This window comes from Streptomyces sp. NPDC050738 (assembly GCF_040654175.1).
Classification (GTDB): Bacteria; Actinomycetota; Actinomycetes; order Streptomycetales; family Streptomycetaceae; genus Streptomyces.
Map to the genome: position 1 here is coordinate 181,461 of NZ_JBFAHN010000007.1, position 24,637 is coordinate 206,097.

16 protein-coding genes and 1 pseudogene are annotated in these 24,637 nt (G+C 69.0%); 7 read left to right on the forward strand and 10 right to left on the reverse strand.

Annotation, left to right across the window (positions count from 1 at the left end; translation table 11 throughout):
• Positions 1 to 145: 145 nt before the first annotated feature.
• Together AB0H78_RS20000 and AB0H78_RS20005 are read left to right on the forward strand one after the other, a co-directional pair.
• Positions 146 to 517 (forward strand): hypothetical protein, encoded by a 372-nt coding sequence (locus tag AB0H78_RS20000; RefSeq protein ID WP_363235805.1) that lies wholly within the window; start codon positions 146 to 148, stop codon positions 515 to 517.
• 191 nt (positions 518 to 708) lie between these two features.
• Positions 709 to 1,212, forward strand: coding sequence for a hypothetical protein (locus AB0H78_RS20005; protein WP_363235807.1), 504 nt, complete (start codon positions 709 to 711; stop codon positions 1,210 to 1,212).
• Between the two features lie 76 nt (positions 1,213 to 1,288).
• Here AB0H78_RS20005 and AB0H78_RS20010 read toward each other — a convergent pair.
• Positions 1,289 to 1,528, reverse strand: a pseudogene (locus tag AB0H78_RS20010) (IS630 family transposase); the annotation flags it as partial.
• 371 nt (positions 1,529 to 1,899) lie between these two features.
• Here AB0H78_RS20010 and AB0H78_RS20015 point away from each other — a divergent pair.
• Positions 1,900 to 2,850 carry an EVE domain-containing protein gene (locus tag AB0H78_RS20015; protein ID WP_363235809.1) on the forward strand — a complete coding sequence of 317 codons (951 nt, stop codon included), beginning with the start codon at positions 1,900 to 1,902 and terminating at the stop codon, positions 2,848 to 2,850.
• Positions 2,851 to 3,217: 367 nt separating this feature from the next.
• Here the strand turns inward: AB0H78_RS20015 and AB0H78_RS20020 are convergent, their stop codons facing one another.
• Positions 3,218 to 3,580 (reverse strand): hypothetical protein, encoded by a 363-nt coding sequence (locus tag AB0H78_RS20020; RefSeq protein WP_363235810.1) that lies wholly within the window; start codon positions 3,578 to 3,580, stop codon positions 3,218 to 3,220.
• Positions 3,581 to 4,142: 562 nt separating this feature from the next.
• Entirely contained in the window at positions 4,143 to 4,952 is an 810-nt protein-coding gene (locus tag AB0H78_RS20025) for a helix-turn-helix transcriptional regulator (protein ID WP_363235811.1), read from the reverse strand.
• A gap of 718 nt (positions 4,953 to 5,670) precedes the next feature.
• On the opposite strand from AB0H78_RS20025, the gene AB0H78_RS20030 reads away from it, so the two are divergent.
• The 4 genes from AB0H78_RS20030 (at position 5,671) to AB0H78_RS20045 (ending at position 14,478) form a co-directional block, all read left to right on the forward strand.
• On the forward strand, positions 5,671 to 9,807 hold the full coding sequence (locus tag AB0H78_RS20030) for a carboxypeptidase regulatory-like domain-containing protein (protein WP_363235812.1): 4,137 nt from the start codon (positions 5,671 to 5,673) through the stop codon (positions 9,805 to 9,807).
• A 221-nt stretch (positions 9,808 to 10,028) separates the two neighbouring features.
• A complete protein-coding gene (locus tag AB0H78_RS20035; protein ID WP_363235813.1) occupies positions 10,029 to 12,128 on the forward strand; it encodes an NB-ARC domain-containing protein in 2,100 nt (699 codons plus the stop codon).
• A 322-nt stretch (positions 12,129 to 12,450) separates the two neighbouring features.
• Positions 12,451 to 13,659, forward strand: a complete 1,209-nt coding sequence (locus tag AB0H78_RS20040; protein ID WP_363235815.1) for a cytochrome P450 — start codon at positions 12,451 to 12,453, stop codon at positions 13,657 to 13,659.
• A gap of 48 nt (positions 13,660 to 13,707) precedes the next feature.
• The gene (locus tag AB0H78_RS20045) at positions 13,708 to 14,478 is read left to right on the forward strand and encodes a crotonase/enoyl-CoA hydratase family protein (RefSeq protein ID WP_363235816.1); all 771 of its coding nucleotides are present in this window, start codon (positions 13,708 to 13,710) and stop codon (positions 14,476 to 14,478) included.
• 81 nt (positions 14,479 to 14,559) lie between these two features.
• Here AB0H78_RS20045 and AB0H78_RS20050 read toward each other — a convergent pair whose 3' ends face one another.
• The 7 genes from AB0H78_RS20050 to AB0H78_RS20080 all read right to left on the reverse strand — a co-directional run bounded on the left by AB0H78_RS20050 (position 14,560) and on the right by AB0H78_RS20080 (position 24,317).
• Positions 14,560 to 15,384, reverse strand: coding sequence for a DUF1684 domain-containing protein (locus tag AB0H78_RS20050; RefSeq protein WP_363235817.1), 825 nt, complete (start codon positions 15,382 to 15,384; stop codon positions 14,560 to 14,562).
• Between the two features lie 53 nt (positions 15,385 to 15,437).
• The gene (locus AB0H78_RS20055; RefSeq protein WP_363235818.1) at positions 15,438 to 16,361 is read right to left on the reverse strand and encodes an LLM class F420-dependent oxidoreductase; all 924 of its coding nucleotides are present in this window, start codon (positions 16,359 to 16,361) and stop codon (positions 15,438 to 15,440) included.
• Positions 16,362 to 16,616: 255 nt separating this feature from the next.
• On the reverse strand, positions 16,617 to 17,465 hold the full coding sequence (locus AB0H78_RS20060) for a hypothetical protein (protein WP_363235819.1): 849 nt from the start codon (positions 17,463 to 17,465) through the stop codon (positions 16,617 to 16,619).
• A 67-nt stretch (positions 17,466 to 17,532) separates the two neighbouring features.
• Entirely contained in the window at positions 17,533 to 18,939 is a 1,407-nt protein-coding gene (locus AB0H78_RS20065) for an FAD-binding oxidoreductase (RefSeq protein WP_363235820.1), read from the reverse strand.
• Positions 18,940 to 19,016: 77 nt separating this feature from the next.
• Positions 19,017 to 22,283 (reverse strand): BTAD domain-containing putative transcriptional regulator, encoded by a 3,267-nt coding sequence (locus tag AB0H78_RS20070; protein ID WP_363235821.1) that lies wholly within the window; start codon positions 22,281 to 22,283, stop codon positions 19,017 to 19,019.
• Between the two features lie 105 nt (positions 22,284 to 22,388).
• On the reverse strand, positions 22,389 to 23,906 hold the full coding sequence (locus AB0H78_RS20075; protein ID WP_363235822.1) for a hypothetical protein: 1,518 nt from the start codon (positions 23,904 to 23,906) through the stop codon (positions 22,389 to 22,391).
• A 213-nt stretch (positions 23,907 to 24,119) separates the two neighbouring features.
• Entirely contained in the window at positions 24,120 to 24,317 is a 198-nt protein-coding gene (locus AB0H78_RS20080; protein WP_363235823.1) for a helix-turn-helix domain-containing protein, read from the reverse strand.
• Between the last annotated feature and the right edge of the window lie 320 nt (positions 24,318 to 24,637).

Consider the following 24,637-nt stretch of genomic DNA (forward strand, 5'->3'; position numbering starts at 1 on the left):
CAGCGTCGGTCAGTGCAGGATCTCCTACTGATCGTTTCAGAATGCCGTCCTGCGGAGATGCTGGCGTCCCCATGGAACAATCTGTTCCGCCACGGGCTCTGGGGGATGACGTCATATGGAACGGGTTGGGGCTGCACGAGACCTCGTGCTTGGTTACGTCCACGCTCTGAACGCGATTGACGAGGCCATGAGGGCGTCGATCCCCTCGCTGGAAAGACTGGCAGATGTCCTCGGCCTGGCCCGTTCGTGTCAGATCAGCCGGAGTGATCACATTGTCGCCTACTCCTACACGGTTCATGGGGCCGGCTGCCGTTTCGTCAGTGACAACGGCACCGAGGTCGATGTGGACTTCGCAGCAGACGGGAGTGAAGTCTTCGACCTCTGGCGGCTGCGCTGGTATGGGCTGAGCCTGCCGGAGTCTGTTGACGTTACAGAGGAGGATCTGCGATGCGCAGTGAGGTCGCTGCAACCGCTTCTGACCCAGGTGCGGCCGGGGTGGTTCAGCGTAGCCGACTGATCGTTTCAGGATGAGGTTCGTAGGAGGCGGAGGCGTATGAGCCTGCAGGCCAGTTCGAGCAGGCCCTGGTCGAGGGTCGTGGGTTCGGTCGAGTCAAGCTGCTACTCAGGTTTCGACGTGGACGCACGCTCCGGCAGGCTAAGGGATCACTCTGGCAGGATGCCGTCATGGGGAACACACATGCTTGGCCCGTGTTGCGGACCACGGATCTGGCTGAGGCGTTGACGCTCGCGGAGAAGTTACTCTCGGTCGCTTTCTGGTATAGAGAAAACGCCTGCTATTTGGACGCCTGGGCGCGCAACGACGACGAGTTGCGCCGTCTGACGGGAGCCCATCCCGGAGCAGAGATCAGGTGGTCCGGCGGCAGGGATGGCAGCTTCCCCGCGAATGTCAGCCTAGGTGTGCAGGCCGTTGCACAGGCAGGTAGTGCCCTGAGGGCTTGGTCAGACATCACGAGAAGTTACGTCTTGTGGCACGACCTGAAGTGGCCGGCCGTCCCTGAGCTCGGGCTCGGACAGGAATACAAGTACGCCGAGCTGCAGGTCGCGTGTAACAGCCACGATATCCGCTGCGAAGAGTGGGCAGCCGAGCACACCGTCTTCATCCATGCACGACCCGGTCAAGACGAGCGGGCTGCCTGGCTGGCGGCGCAGGTCGGTACCAGAGTCGTGGGGCCGCCCGAGTTCGGCTGGTAGCTCGGGCAGTCTTGGATCAGGCGACGTTTGCCCGGTCGATGACGACGCGTAGGTGTGGGTCATCGGCGTGACGGTTTCACCAGATGATGTAGCGGCGGAACATGCTTCCCTGTTCCGTGTGGCCGACGAGGTCGGTGCCATCGAGGGCGAAGTAGCGCAAGGCGGTGAACTGGGCTTCGATCCGGTTGAGCCAGGAGCTGTTGGTCGGGGTGTAGGCGATCTCCACATTGTTATCCGCTGCCTATGCGCCGACCCGCTGGCAGCGCTTGGTCGTCAGGCGCGGCGAGTTGTTGCCGCAGCCGACCGCGATGCGCACGCCTGCGGGCCGAGGCCCAGCCGTACGCGCAGGGCTTGATCCACCACGCCAGCGCTGACGTGCGCCTCGAGGAGCAGAGACGTGGGCCGTCGGCATGGACTCGACCAACCGTACGGAAGCCGCCGTTCACGGGCTGACCGAACTCGCCGACCCCGAACAGCTCGCCGGGGTGGCCGGACACCTCCACGGCGACCCCTCGGCGGACCCCGATAGACCCCCAAAGGACAGCCTCATAAAGGCCAACGGTCCAGCCAGGCCCCGACGGTGGCGGCAACGAGCCCCTATGGACCAAACGACCGCGGGAGTGGGGGAGTTGGGCTTCGGTCACCTGCAATGTAGTCTCGTCTCCAATCGAGAGGCGAGGGGACGTCATGGTGGCGCGACTGGAAGCGACGTACGGGGACGATGGGGAACGGGAGCACGCCGTCGAGAATTCCGATGCGCTGGCCAGGGCCTTGGTGGCGGCGGTACGCGGCGAGAGAGGGGCTCAACCGTCAGCCGAGGCGAAATCCGTGGAACTGCTGCGGGACATCGCTCGTACCAGTCGGCTGATCCAGCACCTGGAGGAGTGGCGAGAGCTGGTAATCGTGCAGGCAGACGAGTTGGATGCCGATGCAAGCCGCGTCAACCTCGGAGTGGCAGCAGGCATGTCGCCGTCGAAGCTGTACAGGATTTTGGAGAAGCACGGCAGGCCCAAGAACCGTACGTCGCTGACTCGTTTGGAGATTGTGGAGAGCGCCATCACCGCCGAGCGCGGCGAGTGGGACCCGGCTCGCGTCATCGAGACCCTGGAGACCCACGGCTTTGTGACGGATGACAAGGGTGCGCGGTCGCTGCTGCGGGACCTGAACCGGGACAAGGCCCTGGAGCGGAAGCCTGGGGTTGGGGGCCGTGCGATTTACCGCGTCCCCGGGGCAAGCCGGTCGTGGCTGTACGTCCTGGATCCGAAGCTGGACACCGTGGAGGGCGGGCCGTCAACTTCTGCGCGGGTGTCGAAGCTGGCCGGCGAGGACACCGCGCCGGGGCACTGGTGGTTGGGCCGCAAGCTCAAGGAGATGCGCCCGGGCGACCGGTTGTGGATGTACTTCGCAGCACCGGAAAGGAAGATCGCTGCCATGGCTGAGGTGTCCTCGGAGCCGTACCCGGCGCCGGCTGGCTCGGGAAAGCCCTACCTGGTCAACGCGACACTGCATGCTAAGGCGACCGAGGCGCTGCGAAAGAATCCGGTGAGGTTGGAGGCGATGGCGAACCAGCATCCTCAGGGGTGCGTGCGCCTGGCCGACGCAGATCTGGCGCTGGTGCTGAAGCACGCAGGTCTGTAAGCGGGCTCCAGGCTTGATGTCTAACCTCGCTGCTGTTCGGGATCCTTGATCGTTTCGGTGCGTTTCGCGATCGTTTCGACGTCCTGGATGCGGGCCTTGTGCCTGTTGCGGCTGTCGGGCGAGCGTCCAGGGCCGGGCCTGCCCGTTTTCGGCACGGTGTGGAGCTGGCCGCCTTCTGACGGAGGTGCGAACCCTTCGTCAGACGCGGGCCGGGGACAGTTATCCGGTCTTAACGCGGCGTTCCCCGGCGACGGTGGGGTCTACGGCAGCCGACGAGCCAGGTCCCGGCGTCACCGACTGACCGTCATCAATCACCAGAACCCGCCGACCTGACGGTCGACGGGCCCTTCCACACACACTTGTCGGCTTACGCCGGCATGACCCGGTTCGCCTGGCGGCGCCCACCGAAGGCCGTCAGGCGGGACTTGGAGATGTTACGGATGCGCCGGGTCCGGCCTCCCTCGGCCAGTGTCGCCAGGGCGATCGCGGCCAAGGACGTCTCTGCGATGTGGAGCTGAAGCCAGTTGGAGGCCGCGAGCAGGGTCTCGGTGACCCATGGTTCGTCCAAGGTCACCGCCCGCAGCAGAGTCCACTCGCGCAGACGCCGGGTGGAGAAGTCGTCCACCGCAACCGGTCCGGACATCTCCCGGCACCAGGCGGGGTAGTCGGGTTCCGTGAGCAGTGCGGCGGCCCGTCGGTCGAGGTACTCGCACACGGCGGCTTTCGACATCTGCCTATCGGGGTCGGTGAGCACACGGGCGACGAGGTTGGCCGCATCGTCAACGGCTACCTCGTCAAACGCCCTACGGTAGTGGGCAAACCGGACGTGCTCATCCGGATCCCAGTCCGGATCGTCAGCTGACACCACGTCGCCCAAGATCACCATTCCCTTTCGGCTGTAGGTTCTGGAAGCCTGCCACAGCCGTAGCGGCTGCCCACCGCCGGACCAAGACAATCTCCGGCAAGAAAACTCCTGCCAGAGCCACCTCGACGCGTACGCCGGCATGCTCTTCGCTCCCCACTCTCTCCCCACACCCTTCAAGCTCCAACAAAGTGGAGGGCAGAGCACTCGTGGAGAAAATCGCAGAGCCTCATCATCCTGTCGAAGGCGTCTGCCGACCTCGGCTGAGGCTGGCGGGCAGTGGTCTGTCCTGGACGACGTTCTTCATGACAAGGGCCGATGTCAGTCGCTCAAACAGATCAGCCAGGTCATGGTGGGCGACACGGCCCTTGCCGCCGACCCGCAGACGGGCGTCAGGCAAGAGAAGGACGGGCCGACAACGACTTCCGGTTCAGACCCAGTTGTTGCGCATCGCGTACCAGCCGAGCTGGACCCGCGAGTCCACCGAAGCCAGGTCCATCAGGGCGCGCACCCGGCGTTGGATCGTGCGTGGCGACGTTCCGAGTTGGTTGGCCGTCGCCGCGTCGGTCAGTCCGGTCAGCATCAGCTGCAGGATTCGGCGGTCCGTGGGGCTGAGATCACCGTCCTCGCGCAGGTACGGGCGCGAACGGCGCCACACCGACTCGAAGAGTTCGGTGGCGAGCAGTACCAAGGGCGGCCGCAGTTCCATCGTGCGGCCCTGGCCCCCCTGGACCAGGGCCGTTTCGCCGTCCGCGACGACTAGCTTGATCAACGGCTGGTCGACGACGCGGACTTGATGGCCTTCGGTCATGCGCTCGTCGAGGTGGTGAATGGCCGCCGGTTCGCCGAGGAAGGCGCGGTCCACGACCACGCGGTAGGCGGCGTCCGGATTCGCGTCTTTGCGCTCCGTCTCGTCCGGAACGGGTGTGCTCTCCGGCTCCTGGGCTCGGTTCACCGTCGTGGGTACGGGGGTGACGGTGTTGGCCCCGGACTGGAAGACGAGCAGCGATGCACGTGCCCCGTATTCGATCTCATGGACCCGACGCGCCAGGGCACCTCGATCCTCCCAGAACCGAACCAACTGGTCGTCACCCTGTGTGCGGTCGGGCTGCCATGTGTCCAAAAGGCGCGTCAACGCATCGTCGGCCCGACGCAGATCCCCTTGCAGATCGGTGAAGTGGGCGCGCAAGAGGTCGGGTTCGGCGGTCTGCGGTGAGGGCTTTGCAAGGTTGGACGACATGGAGACAGTGTCGTCCAGGGCGCGGCCTCGGGTCAGTCCATCGTGACCTCGGCGCGGAACCTCGGCCCGTCCGCCCAGGCCCGGCTGGACGTCGCGGCCGCGTTGGTCGGCCCGTCGCTCCCGGCCCCCCTCGCTTCGCCGGGCCGGTTGTGGAGCTTCGGCTCCACCAGCGATGACGGGACGGGGACCGTGTTGCCGGATCGACTTCGTGCGGCTGGAGGCCGGCTGGGGCGCCGGTGCCGTGTGGCGGCTTGACGTCATGTCGCCATCTCGCCAGCGGCTACAGCCACCGGCCGATGATCGGACTCACATACTGCTGCTTGCGGTGATCTCACACTGAATCGCCTTGTCGCGAAGGAGAGTTCATGTTGAGGCAACACGGATTTCGTCGAAGCCCCGGTAGCCCCGGTGGTGACCGAACCGTCCATGTGCAGGTAGCTCCTGAGCGTGACGACCTCGCGCCGAGGCCGTCCCGACGCTGATGTGCGCGTCCGCCTGAGCGCGGTGGGGGCAGTGCAGATGGTGCACGCCCGCCCGGCCGCCGCGGCCCGTGTCCGCTTCCCATAGCTGTCCGGCTCCTGACGCCTGGACGCAAGCGCCGTTCCGCGCGTCGCTGCGATGTTCGCAGCGCCACCGAGACGGCACGAGCATCACTCCGCACCTCATGCCACGGAGGAAGATCTTGGCCCGTCCCATCGCCCGCCGACTGTACAGACGGGTGCGACTCGTCGCGCTCGGCGCAGCCGCCGCGATTGCCGTCGTCACCGTCCAACTGCCTGCCCAGGCAGCATCGTTGAGTGCCACCGCAGGCTCGGCCGGAAAGCCTGCCGCCGCAAAGCAGGCCCACCCCGCGCACCGCTCCTGCGCCAAGTCCGCCAACCCGGCCAAGGCCTCCTGCTCGGCCCTGGTGCGCGACGACATCGCGCAGACCAGGGCCCAGGTGGCGGCCGAGCCCGACGCCACGCCCTCGGGCCTGGGCCCGGCGGACCTGCAAGCGGCCTACGATCTGCCCTCGGCGTCCGCCGGAGGCGGTCAGACCGTTGCCATCGTCGACGCATACGACAACCCCAGCGCGGAAGCCGAACTCGCCACCTACCGAACCCAGTTCGGCCTGCCCGCGTGCACCACCGCCAACGGCTGCTTCAGTAAGATCGACCAACGCGGCGGCACGTCCTACCCTGCCGCGAACTCCGGATGGGCCGGCGAGATAGCCCTCGACCTCCAAATGGTCAGCGCCGTCTGCCCCAACTGCAAGATCCTGCTGGTCGAGGCCGACAGCGCCTCCATGGCCAACCTCGGCACCGCTGTGAACCAGGCGGTCGCGAAGGGCGCCAAGTTCGTCTCCAACAGCTACGGCGGCGCCGAGACCTCCAATGAGAGCTCCTACGACACCGCGTACTTCAACCACCCCGGCGTGGCGATCACCGCCAGTACCGGCGACGACGGCTATGGCGTCAGCTACCCGGCAGCCTCCCCCTACGTCACCGCGGTCGGAGGCACCTCGCTGACCAAGGACACCACCGCGACCCGCGGCTGGAGCGAGTCCGTGTGGGCCGGGGCGGGCAGCGGCTGCTCCGCGTACGAGACCAAGCCCACGGTGCAGAGCGACAGCGGCTGCCCCCGGCGCGCCGTCGCCGACGTCTCCGCGGTGGCCGACCCGAACACCGGCGTCGCCGTCTACAACGCCGGAGCCTGGCACGTCTACGGCGGCACCAGCGCGTCCGCTCCGATCATCGCCTCCGTGTACGCCCTTGCCGGCACCCCGGCGGCAGGCTCCTCGCCGATGTCCTTTCCCTACGCCCGCACAGGCGATCTCAACGACGTGACGACAGGCACGAACGGAAGTTGCGGCACCTACCTGTGCCAGGGCGCGACGGGCTACGACGGCCCGACCGGCCTCGGTACCCCCAAGGGCGTCGGCGCGTTCAACTCCGGTCCGTACGGCACCTTCAAGGGTTCCGTCACCGATGCCGCCACCGGTAAGCCGGTCGCCGGCGCGCGGGTCACCGCGGGTGACTCCTCGACGGTCACGGGCGCCGACGGCAGCTATGCGATGACCGCCACTCCCGACACCTACGACCTCACGGTCTCCAAGTTCGGTTACCGGAGCAGGACCCTCCCGGGCGTCGCACTCGCCGACGGCCAGACCCTCACCGAGGACGCCGCGCTCACCGCCAAGGCACACGCCAGGGTGACCGGCACCGTGAAGGACGACTCCGGCCACGGCTGGCCGCTGTACGCCACGGTCCAGGTCAAGGGCGAGCCGACCAGCGCCGTCCACACCGACCCGGCCACCGGCCGGTACACGATGGACATTCCGGCCGGCGACACCTACACCCTGCAGAGCACCCCGGTCTACCCGGGCTACACCCAGGACAGTGCGGACGTCACCGTCACCGACAGCGACGTGACGGCCGACTTCGGCGTCGGCGTCGACGCCGCGTCCTGCACGGCGCCCGGTTACGCCGCCCATATCGCGGGCACCACCCAGGACTTCACGTCCGCGACCATCACCAGTCCGCCGGCCGGCTGGTCCGTCACCGACGCGGCCGGCAACGGCCAGGTCTGGGCCTTCCGGGACGGTGCCGGTGCCATCAACGAAACCGGCGGCACCGCACGCTTCGCGCTGATCGACAGCAGCGTGTACGGCTCCGCCAAGCAGGACACCACGGTCGTCAGCTCCGCCTACGACCTGAGCGGCAAGACGCACCCGTACCTCTCCTACGCCACCGCCTACGCGTGGCGTACCGGCTCCAGTGCTGATGTCGACTACAGCCTGGACGGCGGTACCACCTGGACGAACGCCACCCACTGGGCCACCGCATCCCACCTCGGCCCGCGCACCGAGACGGTCGACCTCACCGCTGCCGCCGGCCGCAGCGACGTACGCCTGCGCTTCCACTACATCGGGAGCGGCTTCGCCTCCTGGCAGGTCGACAACGTCTTCGTGGGCGAGCGCACCTGCGCCCCGACGCCCGGCGGCCTGGTGCTCGGCCAGGTGACCGACAAGAACACCGGCAAGGGAGTCGCCGGCGCGAAGGTGACCTCCACCGACAAGCCCGCCGAGAGCGCGACCAGCGCCCCCACACCGGACGACGCCGCACTCGGCGACGGCTTCTACTGGTACTTCTCCACGCTCACCGGCACCCACCCCCTGTCGGTGGTCGCCAGTCACTACCTCTCCCCGGGTGCGAGCGCGAACATCGCCGCGGACGCAGCCACCACCGCCGACCTGGAACTGAAGGCGGGCCGGCTCACCGTCACACCCCCCACCGTCTCCGCGAACCTCAAGTGGCAGGGCAGCGCCTCCAAGACCGTCACCGTCACGAACACCGGGTCGGCCGACGCCTCCCTGCGGCTCGACGAGGACGACCGCGGATTCGGGCTGCAGGCCAAGGCGAAGGGCGCCGTCGCCCAGACCATCAAGGGCAGCTACTCACCCGGGTTCATCGATCCCGCGCACGACAGAGCCTCTGCCGCATCCGCGCCGGTCGTCCCGTCCGCAGCCCCCTGGACGTCCCTGGCCAACCTGCCGACCGCGGTGATGGACAACGCCGTCGCCACAGGCCCTGACGGAAGGGTCTACTCCGTGGGCGGGCTCGGCGCCACGTCGGTCCTGTCCAGCGTGAACGTCTACGACCCCCAGGCCACCACCTGGGCCGCCGCGGCCGACCCGAAGACCGCCCGTGAGGCGCCACAGGCAGCCTTCCTCGGCGGCAAGCTGTACGTCACCGGCGGCTGGGGCGCCGACGGATCCAACCTGACCAGCACACAGATCTACGACCCGACCAGCAACACCTGGACGTCCGGCGCGAGCATCCCCAAGGGATTCGCCGGCGCAGGTTCGGCGGTCGTGGCCGGCAAGTGGTACGTCGTCGGCGGCTGTGCCACCGCCTGCGGCTCGACGGCCGTACAGGTCTACGACCCGGCGAAGGACGCCTGGTCCAGCGCGGCCGCCTACCCCGAGGTGACCTCGTGGCTCGGGTGCGGTGCCATCGCCAAATCCCTCTACTGCGCGGGCGGTTCCAACGGCAGCAAAGCCTCCGCGCACGCCTACACCTACAACCCCTCCACCGACACCTGGACACCGATCGCCGATCTGCCGTTCGACCTGTGGGCGATGGGCGCGACAGGCGCCGGAGGCAAACTGCTGCTGTCCGGCGGCGTCACGGCCAACAGCACAGCTCTCACCAACAAGGGCATCGTCTACGACCCGATGAGCGGCGCGTGGAGCGCGCTGCCCAACTCCAACACCACCGTGTTCCGGGCGGGCAGCGCCTGCGGCTTCTACAAGGTCGGCGGATCGACCGGCGGCTTCAACCCCGTCAAGACAGCGGAACTACTGCCCGGGTACGGCGACTGCGCCTCCTCCGCGGACGTCGCCTGGCTGAACGAGGACCACAACGAGGCGACACTCGCACCGGGCGCGTCGCTGACAGTGACCTTGTCGATGGACGCCGACCTCCCGGAGATCAACCAACCGGGCACCTTCAGCGCCGAGTTGGCGGTCGCCAACGACACGCCGTACACGGTCCAGCCGATCGATGTGTCGATGTCGGTCACCCCGCCGTCCAGCTGGGGCAAGATCACCGGCATGGTGTCGGGAGCACCCTGCGCGGGATCCGCGACCGCACTCAAGGGGGCGACCGTGGCGCTGGCCGGCAAGCAGCAGAGCTACACGCTGAAGACGGACGCGAGCGGAAAGTACGCGCTGTGGCTGGACATCCACAACAACCCGCTGACAGAGATCGTGGCAAAGGACGGCTGGACGCCCCAGACGCTCACCGTCAAGATCGTCAAGGGGAGTACGGTCACCAAGGACTTCACCTTGAGCCCTGACTCCGCCTGCGGATAACGCACGACGAACGGCGGCGGGCCCGTCCCCGGGGAGATCCCGGGGACGGGCCCGTCCGCGTGCCACGCCCCGGCGTGACGCACTCATGCTCATGCCTCCGTCGCCGTGGTTCGACCCGGGTGAACCGGCTTCTTGCCCAACTCACTTAGCGGCCTTGTTCAAGGACCTCCTGAGCTGATAGCACTGACGGTCAGAGGTGGCTTCGGCGCGGGAGCGGGGAGATGGCAGGAGACGAGCGTCGTGAGGGGCGGGAGGGGGAGCCGTCGCGGGCGACCGGGCAACTGGTCGGACGCCAGGCGGAGATGGCGCAGGTCGAGCGTGCGCTCCGGTCAGGTCCGTTGGTGACCCTCGTGGGGGTCGGCGGTGTGGGTAAGACGCGAATTGCGCAGAGCGCCGTGGGACGACTGCGCCCGGAGTTCAGAGACGGGGCGTGGTGGGTTTCCCTGTCCGGTGTGCACGATGGCGAGACGCTGGCGCATGCTGTCGCCGAGGCGCTGCCGCTGGCGGACCGTACGACCGCGCCGGTGACCGATGTGCTGGCGCACTATCTGGCCGGGCGGAACCTTCTGCTGGTCCTTGACACCTGTGAGCACCTCACGCAGGAAATCCGGCCGTTGGTGGAGCGGTTGACCGAGGCCGCACCGGGGCTGCGCATCCTGGCCACCAGCCGGACGCCGCTGGGTACGTCGGTGGCGGAGGAGGTACTGACGGTCGAGCCGCTGTCGGTCCCCGAAGCCGGCCAGGGGGCGGAGGCCGACTCCATGGTGCTCCTGGCCGTACGGGCTTGCGACGCGGTGCCCGGATTTAAGGTCGACGAGACCAACCGGTCCGATCTCGAGCGTTTGTGCCGACGCCTTGAGGGCCTGCCGCTGGCGATAGTGCTGGCCGCGGCCCGGCTGCGGGAGTTCTCGCCTGCCGAGCTGTCCGACCGCCTTTCGGACCGGTTCGCGGTGCTCAGCGAGACCGATGCCTTCACCGAATCACCGGAACCGCTCCGGCACCATGCGCTACGCAGCACGATCGGCTGGAGCCACCAACTCTGCACTCCGGCCGAGCGGCTGCTGTGGGCGCGACTCTCGGTGTTCGTGGACAGCTTCGACGTGGAGGGCGCCGTCCAGGTCTGCGCCGACGAGCACTTGGAGGAGAAGGAGATTCCCCGGGTTCTTGCCGGGCTCGCGGAGAAGTCGATCGTCACCTGGGAGCCGACCACGTCCGGCGAGCGCTACCGCATGCTGGACACGATCCGCGAGTACGGCGAAGGCTGGCTGCGGAATCTGGGCGAGACGCGCATGTTCCGCTCCCGGCACCGCGCTTGGTACTTGCGCATGGCCCAGGAGGGCGACACTGCCTGGATGGGGCCCGACCAGTACATCTGGTGCGACCGGATGCACGCCGAGTTCGGCAACCTTCGCCTCGTCCTCGACTCCGATCTGACCTTCGAAGGCGACCTCAGCGGGTTCCGCATGGCGGGGGAGCTCTGGTACCTCTGGTACGCGTGCGGGTTTGCCCGGGAAGGGAAGCACTATCTCGACCGTGCCCTGGCCGCGTTCCCGGAACCCACCCTGCTGCGTCTGAGAGCGCTGTACGCCAAGGGGCTGGTCCTCACCGAGCTGGGCGATCTACCAGCCCTGGAACAGTGTTCCGCCGAGTGCACAGCCCTCGCGGCAGAGTTCGGTGAGGCCGAGGACAGCCTCGCGAAGATTCTGGCCGTGCTGGTGGCGGCACTGCGCGGCGAAGCGGCAGAGGTGGTGGCACTCACCGATGAGCTGCTGGTCCGGCACGGCAAGTCACCGGAGGCCATGCTCAGTGTGGCCGGTCTGGGCTCCCTCAACGTCGGCAGCCATGCGCGGATCGGCATGGGGCGGCCCGAGGAGGCCCTGATCGGTCTGGACGTACTGCGGACGACCTGTGACAGGACGGGCGAGAGCTGGATGTGTGCCTGGGGCGATTCCATCCGCGCCCAGGCCGAACTCGCTCTGGGCCGCTTCCGGGACGCCGAGCACTCCGCGCTGGTGGCACTCACTGTCAAGCACCGGATGTACGACAGCTTCGGCTCCGGCATGTGCCTGGAGACGCTCGCCCTGTGCGCCACGGCGGTAGGGGAGCCCGAGCGGGCCGCCCGACTGCTCGGGCTCGCACAACAGCTGTGGGACTCCCTCGGCCGTCCCCAGATCGGCATTCCCACCTGGGTCGCGGCCCACGAGGACTGCGTCAGCCGCACCCGAACGGCACTCGGCGATCTTGCGTACGACCGTGCTTTCCGCGCCGGTCACTCGACCAGCCTCGACGAGGGCATCGCCCAGGCTCTCGAGGTGCCGTAAAGACTGGGGTCAAGGGGGCGAGGGCTCGCACCCTGTCGTCCCGACCAGCGCTTTTCACGCAGGTCGCAGGCCGTCTCCACGAGACCGTGGCGACGGCCGTCCGCGTGTTCGGAGCCACTGTGTTGGCGCCGAGTTGTCGCACGGCAGAGTGCACGGAGTCGCCCTGCTCGCCGACCGGCACGTCGGCGCCACGCCTTGACGCCCACGAACGGGCTTCTTCGGCGTGCCCTTCCGGTTGTGCGGGGGTGGTGGTCCTCGTGTCCTGCGGCGTTGCTGTTCGTTGGTGCGGTGTCGTTGTCGGTTCTGCGCGCCTGGAGCTCTCGTGCCTGCCCCTACTTTTCCGTCTCCGCCGCGTGAACTGCTGGCTGCGCGGGTGCAGGACCCGTACCCGTACTTCGCGTGGCTGCGTCGCCATGCGCCCGCCCATGCGGACCGCAGGGCCGGCCGACCCACGGTGTGGCAGATCTCCCGCCACGACGACGTGCGCGCGTTGTTGACGGACGGTCGGCTGAGCAAGGATCCGGATCGGGTGCCCGGATATGTCCCGGGGCCGACAGGTCTGAACCGGCACATGGTGCACGCGGATCCTCCGGACCACACCCGCTTGCGGTCCCTGGTGAACGCAGCGTTCGTCCCACGACGGATCGCGCAGCTGGAACCCGTGGTCACCGAGACCGCGCACCAGCTCCTGGACCGCGTCGAGCAGTCCAGCCACGTCGATGTGATCGCCGACTTCGCAGCTCCGCTGACCTTCCGGATGATCTGCGCGATCCTCGGCGTCCCCCAGGAGCTGGACAATCCGGCCACCCGCGACACCCTCATGGCCACCATCGCCCCCGAGCCGGGCCTGGACCCCGCCCGGACAGAAGCCGACCTGCACACCCTGCTGGACACCCTGATCACCAGCAAGCGCACCACCGGCGAACACAGCGCGGTGGACCTGCTGGGCGCCCTGGTACGGGCCGGCGACGACAGCGGGGCGATGAGCGAGGAGGAACTTCGCTCCACCGCCTACCTGCTGCTCCTGGTGGGACACGACACCACCATGAACCTCATCGGCAACGGCACACTCGCCCTGCTCCGCAACCCCGCCCAAGCCGCTGTCCTGGCCGCCCCCTCCGCCGGCCCAGGCGTCGTCTCCACCGCGGTCGAGGAACTGCTGCGCTACGACTCCCCGGTGCGCGACGCCACCTTCCGCTGCGCCGCAGAACCGATCCAGCTGCACGGACAGCAGATCGACGAGGGGGACATCGTCAGTCTCCTGATCGGCTCGGCCAATCGGGACCAGGCCCGCTTCCCGGACCCTGACCGTCTCGACCTGGCCCGGACCCCCAACGACCACCTCGCCTTCGGATACGGCCCGCACTTCTGCATCGGCGCCGCCCTGGCCCGCCTCGAAGGCAGCGCCGCCCTGCCCCTGCTGCTCCAGCGCCTGGGCCCGGTGCAACTGGCCAAGCCCGCTGCCGAATTGCCCTGGCGCCCGACGCGGGTGATGCGCGGACTCGCTGCCCTGCCGGTCGTACGGACCTGACCGCCCCTCACCGTTCCCCGCACCACCCACGGACCCGGAGCCCACCAGATGGACAGCCAAGACCCCGTACTGGTCACCGAGCCGCGCCCCGGCGTCCTGCTCATCACCCTGCACCGACCCGCCGTTCGCAACGCCATCAACCGGCCCCTGGCCCAAGCCGTGGACGAAGCCCTGACGCGGCTCGACACCGACCCTTCCCTGACCGTGGGCATCATCACCGGCGCAGGCGGCCACTTCTGCTCCGGCATGGACCTGAAGGTCTTTCCCACCGAAGGCGTCCCGCTCGTCGCCGACCGCGGGCTCGCCGGCCTGACCCGCGCCCGCATCCGCAAGCCGCTGATCGCCGCCGTCGAGGGCGCGGCCGTCGCCGGCGGCTTCGAGCTCGCCCTGGCCTGCGACCTCATCACCGCCGCCGACAACGCCTTCTTCGCACTGCCCGAAGTCGCCCGCGCACTGGTCGCCGCCGAAGGCGGAGCCATTCGCCTGCCTGGGCGCGTCCCCTACCACGTGGCCATGGAGATGTTGCTGACCGCGGCGCCGCTGCCGGCCGCGGACGCCGCCCGTTACGGGTTGGTCAATGAGCTCACCAGCCCCGGCCAGGCCTTGTCCGCGGCCCTCGCCCTGGCCGAGCGCGTCCAAGCGCACTCCACGGACGCCGTCCACGTCACCAAGCGGATCGTCCAGGACACCCGAGGCCTGGACGACCACACCGCCTACACCGTCCAAGCCCCTCTCAGCGCACCTGTCTTCACCTCACCCGCTGCCACCGAGGGCTCCCGCGCGTTCACCGAGAAGCGCCCACCAGTCTGGCAAGGCTGAACAGATCCTGCTCCAACAGCGCCCACCCATGGCGCAATAGGACGCCTCGCCAGGGGAGTCCGGAGCGCGAGGGCGTACGGCTCAGGAGCCGCCGCGCTCCCGGGGGATCTTCTGGCCGGCCTCGATCGCCACCGGCAGCCGGTTCTCGGCCGGGGGCAGCGGGCAGGTGGCCAGGTCCGTATAGGCGCACGGCAGGTTCGCCGCGCGGTTGAAGTCCAGGACGACCGTGCCGTCGGCGGCGGGCGGCTCCAGGGTCAGGGCCCGGTTGGCCGCGTAGGTGGTGACCCCGGAGGTCGCGTCGGTGAACAGCACCATCAGCCGTCCCGCACCATGACCGGGGAACGCGGTCAGCGACAACTGCTGCCCGTCCAGCTCGAACTCGACCCTGCCCGGAGCGTCGTAGACATGCTCAAGTCCCTCGACCGCGGCGCCCACGGTGGTCGGCCGCGGTGTGTCGAAGGGGATGTAGCGGCCCGTCAACGACCAGCGCGGGTCGGGGGCGTAGGCGGGCGTTCCGGTGAAAGCCGTACGCAGCGGCGCGCCCGGGTGCCGAGGGCGCACGATGTCCTGGCCACCGCGCTTGGCGACCTCGACCACCGCGTCTCTCCAGCCGGCGTCCACGCCGCCGCGTTCGGGCAGTACACCGAAGCGGTGCTCGCCGCGCACCGGTGTTCCGTCGACGACCAGTTCCTCGCCGTCGTCGAGGTCCACGACGACGCCGTCCGGGCCGGTGCGCCACACACCGGGCGCGTCCGGGAATCGCTGGGGTCGGTCGTCGAGCCAGTGCAGGCCGGTGATCGCCAGGAACCCGTGCGGGGCGGCGAGCCGGGCCTCCTGGGCGCGGTACCACTCCTGCCAGGTCTCGGTGAAGGCGTGGAGGTCCGTCGTGGTGGCCTCGGTGGTCATGGGGAATCTCCTTCGTGTCGGGGTGCAGGGGCTTGTCGGGCCGACGGGGCCAGTCAGCGGGCCAGTTCGCCGAGGAGCTGCCAGGTGCGTCGGCGGTCGGCTTCTCCCGCGATCTCGGTGCTGGAGAACACGACCTCGGTGGCGCCGGCGTCGCGGTAACGGCGTACCTCGGCCTCGACCGTCTTCTCGTCGCCGATCACGGCCAGGTCGGCGGCCCGCCGACCGCCGGAGAGCTCGATGGCGCGGGCGTAGGACGGGATCTGTTCGTAGAACGCCAGGTTCTCGGTTGCCTTGGCCCGCACCACGTCCACGTTGTCCGTGACCACACCGGGTACCAGGGCCACAATCCTGGGCGCGGGGCGGCCGGCGTTCTCGGCCGCGGCAGTCAGGGCGGGCACGATGTGGTCCGCCAGGGCACGCGGTCCTGCGAGGTAGGGAAGGATTCCGTCGGCGAGTTCACCGCTGGCTCGCAGCGCCTGCGGCCCCATCGCGGCGACGAGCAGAGGGACGCCGTTTTCGGCGCCCGGTACCCGCGCAGGGAGCGGGGTGGTGGCCGTGAGCAGTTCGCCATGGAAGTCGGCCGTGCCGGACTCGGTCAACTGCCGCAGAGCCGTGAGGAATTCACGCAGCCGGGCGATAGGTCGTTCGAACGGGAGGCCGAAGCCCATCTCCGTCAGCAGTTTCGTGCCCAGAGCCAGACCGAGGTGATAGCGGCCATGGGTCGCGGCCTGGGCCGTCTGGGCCTGGCTGGAGACGAGCAGTGGGTGGCGGCCGAAGACGGGGATCGCGGAGGTGCCGACCTGAAGTCCGGGCACTTCGCGCCCGACGATCGCCGCGAGCTGGGGTGAGTCGGCGCCGAAGGTCTGCCCGAACCAGGCCGACGTAAGGCCGAACTCCGCTGCTTCCTTGGCCAGTTGGACAGTTGCGTCGACCTGGTTCGATGTGTCGGACGCGTTGAGTGTTACTCCAACAGTCATGTCAGTGAGAACGGGCGCCGGTCGGCCCCGCATTCCGGTCCTCCTGTGACAGCTTCTTGTCATTCATGTGTACGAGGGCGGGCTCGCTCGGGGGTTCAACACGCGCGGCGGCGCGGTTCCCGCTCCGCCGGAGGCCGCCGCGCGATGCCTGACGGCGCTTCGGCCCGCCGGACGGGCCGGCGGGCCGAAGGAATGATCAATGCGCGCACCGCTGATCCCATGGTTCCGGCATTCCGGGATCGTGGGCCGTTCCCGCTACAGGATGCACTGCACGGGGGAGACCAGTTTGTCGCCACTGGCGGCACTGTCGTAGGAGATGCCGTCGGTGTACCAGTGGTTGCCGCTCGCGGGGACGGAGAAGTCAATGGAACCGTTCCCCTCGTTGCCGTCCTGCTTGGAGAGGTACACGCCGCCGGACAGTGCGACGTATCCCGGATTGCACGGCCCGTAGACGTTCACCCTCGTATTGGGCGGAGCCGGGGTGCTGTTCTGGGAGACATAGGAACTCCGCAACGGCGCGCACTGGGTGGTGATGACGAGCGACTCCTTGGCCGCGGTCGTCGTGGCCGCGAAGGTCCAGCCGGTGCCGTCGGCGGAGACCGAGTTGGACACCATTTTGTACGTGTCCGTCGAGAGGCCGCCGTTGAACTTCCGCATGTAGCCGCCCCCGCCGAAGGCGCGCGTCCCGGCCGGGCAGTACACCACGCCCCGTCGGAATCCGGTCCCCTGCGGAAAGCCGACCACCCGGGTGACGACCTCGGTGATGGCGGCGAACGGTTCGCAGCCGACGGTGACGTTCAGGTAGCCCTGGACTCTGGCCGAGGCCGTGGCCCGGTCGAAGAAGTTGATGTCCGGGGCGATTCCGACGAGCTGTCCTCCGGGGGCGGACGCCCCGGAGGACACCACTCGGCTGCCACTGGGGCACTGCGCGGAGCCGAACACGGGGACGCTGCTCGAACCGCTCCAGAAGGACTGGGTCACGTACGTGATGGTCTGGGAGGCGGGCACATCGGCCGCCGCGGGCGCGGCGCCGTAGGTCAGCCCGGCACCGACGATCGCGGTTGCCAGGGCGGCTGCCGCGGAGGCGAAACGTAAAACTCGCACAGTGATTCCTTTCATCGTGGATGGTGCGTTTTCCGCGCTGTGATCCGGCGGCGGGCCGGCCTCCGGGTTACTCGGAGGGGACGATGTTCTGGTTCAGCCGGAACAGGTTGGCCGGGTCGTAGCGGTTCTTCAGCCCGACCAGCCGCCGGTAGGTGTCGGCCGGGTAGGAGGCCCGGACCAGGGACGGGTCGGAGTCGCCGGTGAAGTTCACGTAGGGGCTCACGTCCGGCCCGAGCGCGGCCGTCAACTGCCGTGCCCAGTCGACGACTTTGCCGAAACCGTCGGCGTCCCTGGTCCGGGCGATGACGTTGACGATGAACTCCTGGTCGCGGAGCGCGTACGCCGTCTGCGACGCGGGAACCCTGCCCACGGCGCCGCCGAGATGCTGCAGGTGGATCTCGGTCAGCGCGTTGGGCAGCGCGGTGGAGAAGTCCCGCAGGACGCGCAGGGCGTCGTCGTCGAGGGTGCGCAGGAACGCCGAGCGGAAGTAGTTGTGGATCCCCCGCGGGTAGAGCGCGTCGAGGGCCTGCTGCCACGCCGCGTACGGATGGGGCGCGAACACGTCGGCGATGACGGTGCCCAGCGAACGGAAGGGCGCGGTGGCCGCTTCGCCGGCATCGAGATCGCCGGACCAGCAGCCGCCTACACCGATGACGGGCGTGCCGTGCACCGCAGCGGGCAGGAAGGGCACCGCCGGGGCGGTGGTCAGATTGACCAGGGTGGTCAGTTCGTCCGGGGCTGCCGCGCACGCCGCCCGGTACCCGGCCAGCACCTGCTGGGCCTCTTCGGCCGGGTAGAAGACCAGGCCGGACAGGACCGTCGGGCCGGTCTCATGGAGCTCGTACTCGAAGGACGTCACCACTCCGAAGTTGCCGCCGCCGCCGCGCAGCCCCCAGAAGAGGTCCGCGTTCTCGTGCGCGCTCGCGTGCACGAACTGGCCGTCGGCGGTGACGACATCGGCTCCGAGGAGGTTGTCGCAGGCGAGTCCGTGCTTGCGCATGAGCCACCCGATGCCGCCGCCGGTGGTGAAACCGGCGATACCCGTCGACGACACCAGACCGCCGGTCACCGCGAGCCCGAACTGCTGGGTCTCCGCGTCCAGGTCCTTCCACGTACATCCGGCCTGCGCGGTCACGGTGCGGCTGCCGGGACGCACCTGGATCCCCGTCATCCGGGAGAGGTCCAGCAGGATGCCACCGTCGAGGGTGGGGAACCCGGGGATGGAATGGCCTCCTCCGCGTACCGCGAGCGGCTGCCCCTCGCTGCGCGCGAAGTCGACGGTACGGATCACATCCGCCACCCCCGCGCACCGGGCGATGACCGCAGGACGCCGGTCGTGCGCCCCGTTCCAGATGCTGCGGGCCTGGTCGTACTCCGCGTCGCCGGGCACGATCGCGCTACCCCGCAGACCTGCGGTGAACTCGGCAAGAGTGGCATCCCCGATGAGATTCGCCGCGGGCCGGGTCGTGGTCATGGTTCCTCCGATGGGACGGGACGTCGCGTGGAGCACCGACGCTAAGGAACCCGCCCCAACGGAAACTCAACGTGATCTCAACGCACCGCGGCCCGCCCCTCGCCACCCGCATCGCCACCCGCTTCACCGTCACGCAGCGCGGCGAGCCGCCGGCCGGCGATGACGCACCGCCGGGGGTCGAAAACGGCCGCCGCGGCGGCCGTCTCACGGGCGGCCCGTCGGTGGTCGTCCAGCTCGGTGGACAACTCGGCCATCACCAGCCTCAGCCATCCGGCGAATCGCGGCCACGGAGCGATCTTCTCCGCGGCCTGCCGGTACATCTCCCGCGCCGCCCGCCGTTCGCCGGACAGCAGCTCGATGGCCCCGAGGGTGGTCAGTGTCGCGCCGATCCCCACCACGTCACCGGCCGCCTCGAACCCGGACAGTGAGCGCCGCACGCTGTCCAGACCGTCCTCGGTGTCGCCCGCCATGGCGCGTGACAGGCCGAGGTTGATCTCGCTCAGCAGCTCCCCCCGGCGATCGCCGAGGGTGCTGCGGACCTCCCGCGCCAGCGACAGTGCCAGCCCGGCTTCCCGGTATTCACCCAGGTCGCGGTGGATGCAGCCGATGTGGTGCAGCACCTGTGCCCTGGCCAGGTCGTCACCCAGGGAGGCGAACTGGTCGGCGGCCTCGGCGACGAAGGAGATCGCCGACCGCCGGTTGCCGGTCAGCCGGTACGCGTATCCCAGGGCGGACAGAACGTACCCGGTTGCCTGCACGACACCGACCCGTCGGCCCAGCAGCATGGTCTCCTCGACGTAGGGAACCATGTGCCCGGCGACCCGGACGAGCTGCATGCAGGGCGTGATCACCGGCAGGAAGGGGGGCGTGCCGGCATCGGAGCGGGCCAGCTCGCTGAGGCAGGAGTCCAGGTGCCGGACTGCGGCGGGGCCGTCCTCACGAAACAGCGCGCAGTGGCCGAGCAGCCAGCTGCCGGCAGCGGCGTGTTCCGGTCGGCCCCGCGCGATGCCCTCGGACCGCACCGTGACGGCCATCTGTTCGGCCTCGTCCAGCCCGAAGGTGCTCCACACCAGCATGGCCTCCGCGATCCGGGCCGTCACCACCTCGTCGGGCCCACCGATCCGCAGGACGATCGCCGTCGCTTCCGCGCCCAGCGCCCGGTGCCGGTCGGCGCGGCCCTGGCGGCTGTCCAGCCCGGTCAGGCCGATCAGGGCGGCCGCGCGCGGCCGGGTCGCTTCCGGTGCCACGGCCAGCGCGCGCTCGAGCCATGACGCGCCCTCGACGGCATGGCCGCGCAGGAACCAGTACCGCCACAGATTGGCGCCCAGGCGCAGGGCCGTCCCGGGGTCGTGCTTGCAGGCCCAGCCCAGCGCCGCACGCAGATTGTCATGTTCGCCGTCCAGCGACTTCGGCTCCTCGATCACGACGCCGGTGCCCCGTTCGGGGTTGTGCGCGACGGCGAAAGCGAGGAAGTACGCACCGTGGGAGGCCGCCAACTGCTCTGCCTCACCGGCGAGTACGAGTTTCTCGTGGGCGAACTGGCGGACCGTCTCAAGGAGTCGGTAGCGGGTCGTGGCGGCTGTTCTCGCCGGTACCACCAATGACTGGTCCACCAGCCTGACCAGCAGCCCGAACACCTCCGCTCGCTCCAGCGGAGGATCACCGCAGACCGCTTCCGCCGCGTCGAGGGTGAAGCTGCCCGAGAACACCGAGAGCCTGCGCAGCAGAATCTGCTCGGGGCCGGCGAGCAGATTGTGGCTCCATTCCAGAGTGCCGCGCAGCGTCTGGTGGCGGGTGATGGGTACGGCTCCTCCGCCGAGCAGTGACAGTGCGTCACTCAACCGGTGGACGATCTCCGCCGGCTCCAGAGCGGCGGCCTTGGCCGCCGCCAACTCCAGGGCCAGCGGCATCCCGTCGAGCCGCCGGCACAGCTCGGCCACCCCCGGCGCGTTGTCCACGTCGAGCGCGAACCCGGGCCGCACCTGTGCCGCACGGTCGACGAAGAGCAGGACACTGGGGAGGCACGCGAGCCGGTCCAGGTCGGCCGTGCGGTCCCAGTCGGAGGACGGCAGGGTCAACGAGGGCACCCGCAGCGTGTATTCGCCGTGGGCATGGAGAGGCTCACGGCTGGTCGCCAGTACGTCGACGCCTGGACAACCCGCGAGCAGCGCACCGACGAGCCCGGCGCAGGCGGCGAGCAGGTGCTCGCAGTTGTCGAGCACGATCAGCAGCCGCCGATGGCGCAACTGGTCCACCAGTGCTTGTTCCCGGTCCGCCACATCCGATTCCAGCCCCAGCGTCCCCGCCACCGCGGCGGCCACGAGTACCGGCTCACCGACGGCCGTCAGGTCGACGAACCACGCCCCGTCGGGGTACCGCGAGCGCAAGCGCCGCGCGGCCTGCACGGCCAGTCGCGTCTTGCCGCTGCCGCCGGCTCCGGTGAGGGTGAGCAGCCGGGCCTGGCGGGTCAGCCGCTCCACGTCGGCGATCTCACGCTCACGTCCGACGAAGCTGGTCAGCGAGGCAGGCAGCCGGTCGGCGATCACGGTGGCGGCAGGGACGCCGGCTGCCGGTGGGCGCCGCGCCGGGGGCGCACCGGTCAGCAGGTCACGGAACAGCGCCACGGTCTGGGCGTCCGGGTCGGTCCCGAACGCGTCCAGAAGGTCCTCGGCCAGGCGCTCGTAGCGGGCCAGCGCCTCGGACCTGCGGCCCAGGCCCGCCAGTACCACCATCGCCGCGCGGACAGCGGCCTCCTGTACGGGATCGGCTTCGAGGACCCGGGTCAGGAGAAGCAGCGCTTCGTCCGGTGCCTCCCGCGCCAGCGCGGTCGCCAGCTTCACCGAGACTTCCTGCGACGCTTTCCGCAACCGCTCCCGCCGCGCCGTCAGCCAGTCCGCGTCCGAGATGGCGGGTATCAGATCCCCGGCATAGAGGCCCGCCGTGGCGCGTAACTGCGTCGCGTCGTCCCCGGCCAGGGCCTCCTGTGCGGATGACTCGAACCGCAGCACGTCGACCTCGACCGGTCCGGTGGCGTCCAGCACGACTTGCTCATCGCGGATCGACAGCCGTCCAGGTTGTGCGATGCCGCCGCCGGTGACGGCGCGCCGGGCCACGTACAGCGTCTGGTGCAGATTGCGGGCCGCCGCCGCCGGTTCCAGATCGGGCCACAGGCGGTCCATGACGTGCTCGCGATGACACCGCTGACCTGGTGCCAGCGCCAGCATCGCCACCAGCGACTTCGCCTTCCGCAACCGCCACGTCCCGGCCTCGACCGTGACCCCGTCCACCCTTACGGCGAACGATCCGAGCAACTGGATCCGCCAGCCCTGGACGTTGTCGGACACGACCACCACCTCCGGAGCACCTCCGCGACGGACCACCCCCACATCCTCCCGTCGGCGGGGGCTGATCACGCGGATTTGTTTCCGGGCGCCGACCGCTGCAACCGGTCAGCGCTGCGCCCGGCGGCTGCGGGCGGCGGCCAGTGCCAGCCCACCGCCGACTGTCAGCACCAGCACCGCGATGCCGGCGATCTGCGTGCCGTGCGACTCCCCGGTGTCCGCCAGCTGCCCGTCGCTCGGCTCCGGAAGTCCGGAGGGGACGGTGCCGTCGTCCGAGGTCGGGCCGCCGGCCGGTTCCTGAGTGACCTTGATATGCGTGGAGCAGCGCGGATCGCCTGACCCGGAAAGGCAGTTGGCGCCGTCGCCGTCGGACACAACCGCGTTGTCCAGGTTCATGTCTCCCTTGTCCGGGTCGTCGACCGTGGCGCTGTAGGTGAGGGTGACGGTCTTGCCGGCGGGTACGTCGCCGGCCCAGCCCAGGTTCGGCTTTCCGTAGGTCACCGATCCGGAGGTCGCCTTGGCGTCGCCGTTGTACACGGCGTCGTCGAGTACACCGCTCAGGGGGTCGGTGAAAGTGGCGTTTCGGTAGTCACCGGTTCCGGGGTTGGAGACAGTGATCTTGTAGTGGACAGTGTCGCCGGGGGATACGGAGCCGTCGGCGTCGGAGGTTTTGGTGATAACCAGCGACGGTTCGGTCACCGTCACATCGGCGGAGCAGCCGGTGCCCTCCGTATTGCCCTGGCAGTTCGACAGGTTGTCGAACCGCGGGTCTGCGACGGTGTTGTTCATGGTGCCGTCGCCGGTGGCCGGGTCCTTCACCGTCATCGAGTAGGTGAGGACTGTCGATTCCCCGGTCGTGATCTGGGCGATGAACAAGGTCAGAGTCGGCTTGCTGTAGACGACCCGGCCCGGGCCGCTGACCACTTTGGCGTCGTGGTTGTAGGTGGCGTCGTCCAGCGCGCCGGTCAGATCGTCGCGGAGAATCTGGTCGTAGTCGGTGGCGCCGCTGTATCCGTTGGAATCCACCCGCACCGTGTACGTGACCCTGTCGCCGGGCTCCGCCTCGGAGACGTCACTGGTCTTGGTGATGGCGAGTTCGCTCACCACTACGCGCCAGCGGCAGGAACCGGAGGTCGAACCCGCCGCGCAGTTCGAATCGTCTGGACCGACGACGGTGTTGGTCAGCTGGAAGTCGCCATGGCCCGGGTCGTCGACGGTGACGGAGTAGGTGAGGACAACGGTCCGGCCCGCCGGCACGTCACCGGACCAGGTCAGCGTCGGCTCGCTGAAGGCGAAGCTTCCGGAGCGGGCGGTGGCGTCGTGGTTGTAGGTGGCGTCGTCCAGCACGCCGGTCAGGTCGTCCTTGACGACGGCGCCGGTGTACTCCGTGCTGCCGTTGTTGGTGACGCGGACGATGTACGTCACCGTGCCGCCGGGCCTGACATTGAAGCCCGTTCCGTAAGGTGCCTCGACCTTGGCGTCCTTGACGATCGTCAGGGGCCCGGCCGCCCTGGGGGCGGCCTCGGACGGCAGAACGGCTCCGATGGCCCATACCGCAACGAGCGCCAGTACGCAGCCGAGCTTCCACAGCCGGGCTTTGTCGGGAAAACGTCCGCTGCAAGTCATTGCTGACCCTCCTTCAGATCTGGGTGCATCGGGTGAAATCCTCGCATCAGATCTGTCCATTTAATGATGTTTAGGAAGGTATGGGCGCGTTCGGTCGCGTGGGTCATCGAGAATCTGCCGGTGCGCAACCACCTCGCGAAGGGCGGGGCCAAGGGCGGTTCCGGAAACTGCAGGTGCCGCCGTTGACTGCAGGGGAGACGTGGACCGTTTCCCTCACGCCGGCCGGTCGGTGAGGGCGCAGGCGAGGTAGAGGTCGACGCGGTCGCGGGCTTGGGAGAGATCGCGGCCGGTGAGTTGCTCGATCCGGCCGATGCGGCAATGCACGGTGCTGACGTGGACGTGGAGATGAGCCGCGGTGGTGCGCCGCCTGTCCACCGACACGTACGACGCGGACGTCCTGCGCACCTGCACGCTCTACACCAGCACCGAGCCCTGCGCGAAGTGCTCCGGCGCCGCAGACCTGCCACGGCAATGCTCCGGCCTGAGGCGAGTGTCCATGGGGACGCCAAATCTCGATTTATGCGCCCCAATGGCCCCCAAAATTAGGGGCGTACAGCGCATCAGGGCCGGTACTGATTTTCTCAGTACCGGCCCTGACCGGGTGTTTGAGCTGGGACGGGTGAAGGTGGCGGGATTGCGACGTGGCGCCAAGTCGTCATCCTCCGCGGCCTGTTGGCGCTCCTTCCGCTGACAGCATCGGATGATTCCGTTCCGCTGTGACGTCGGGAGTT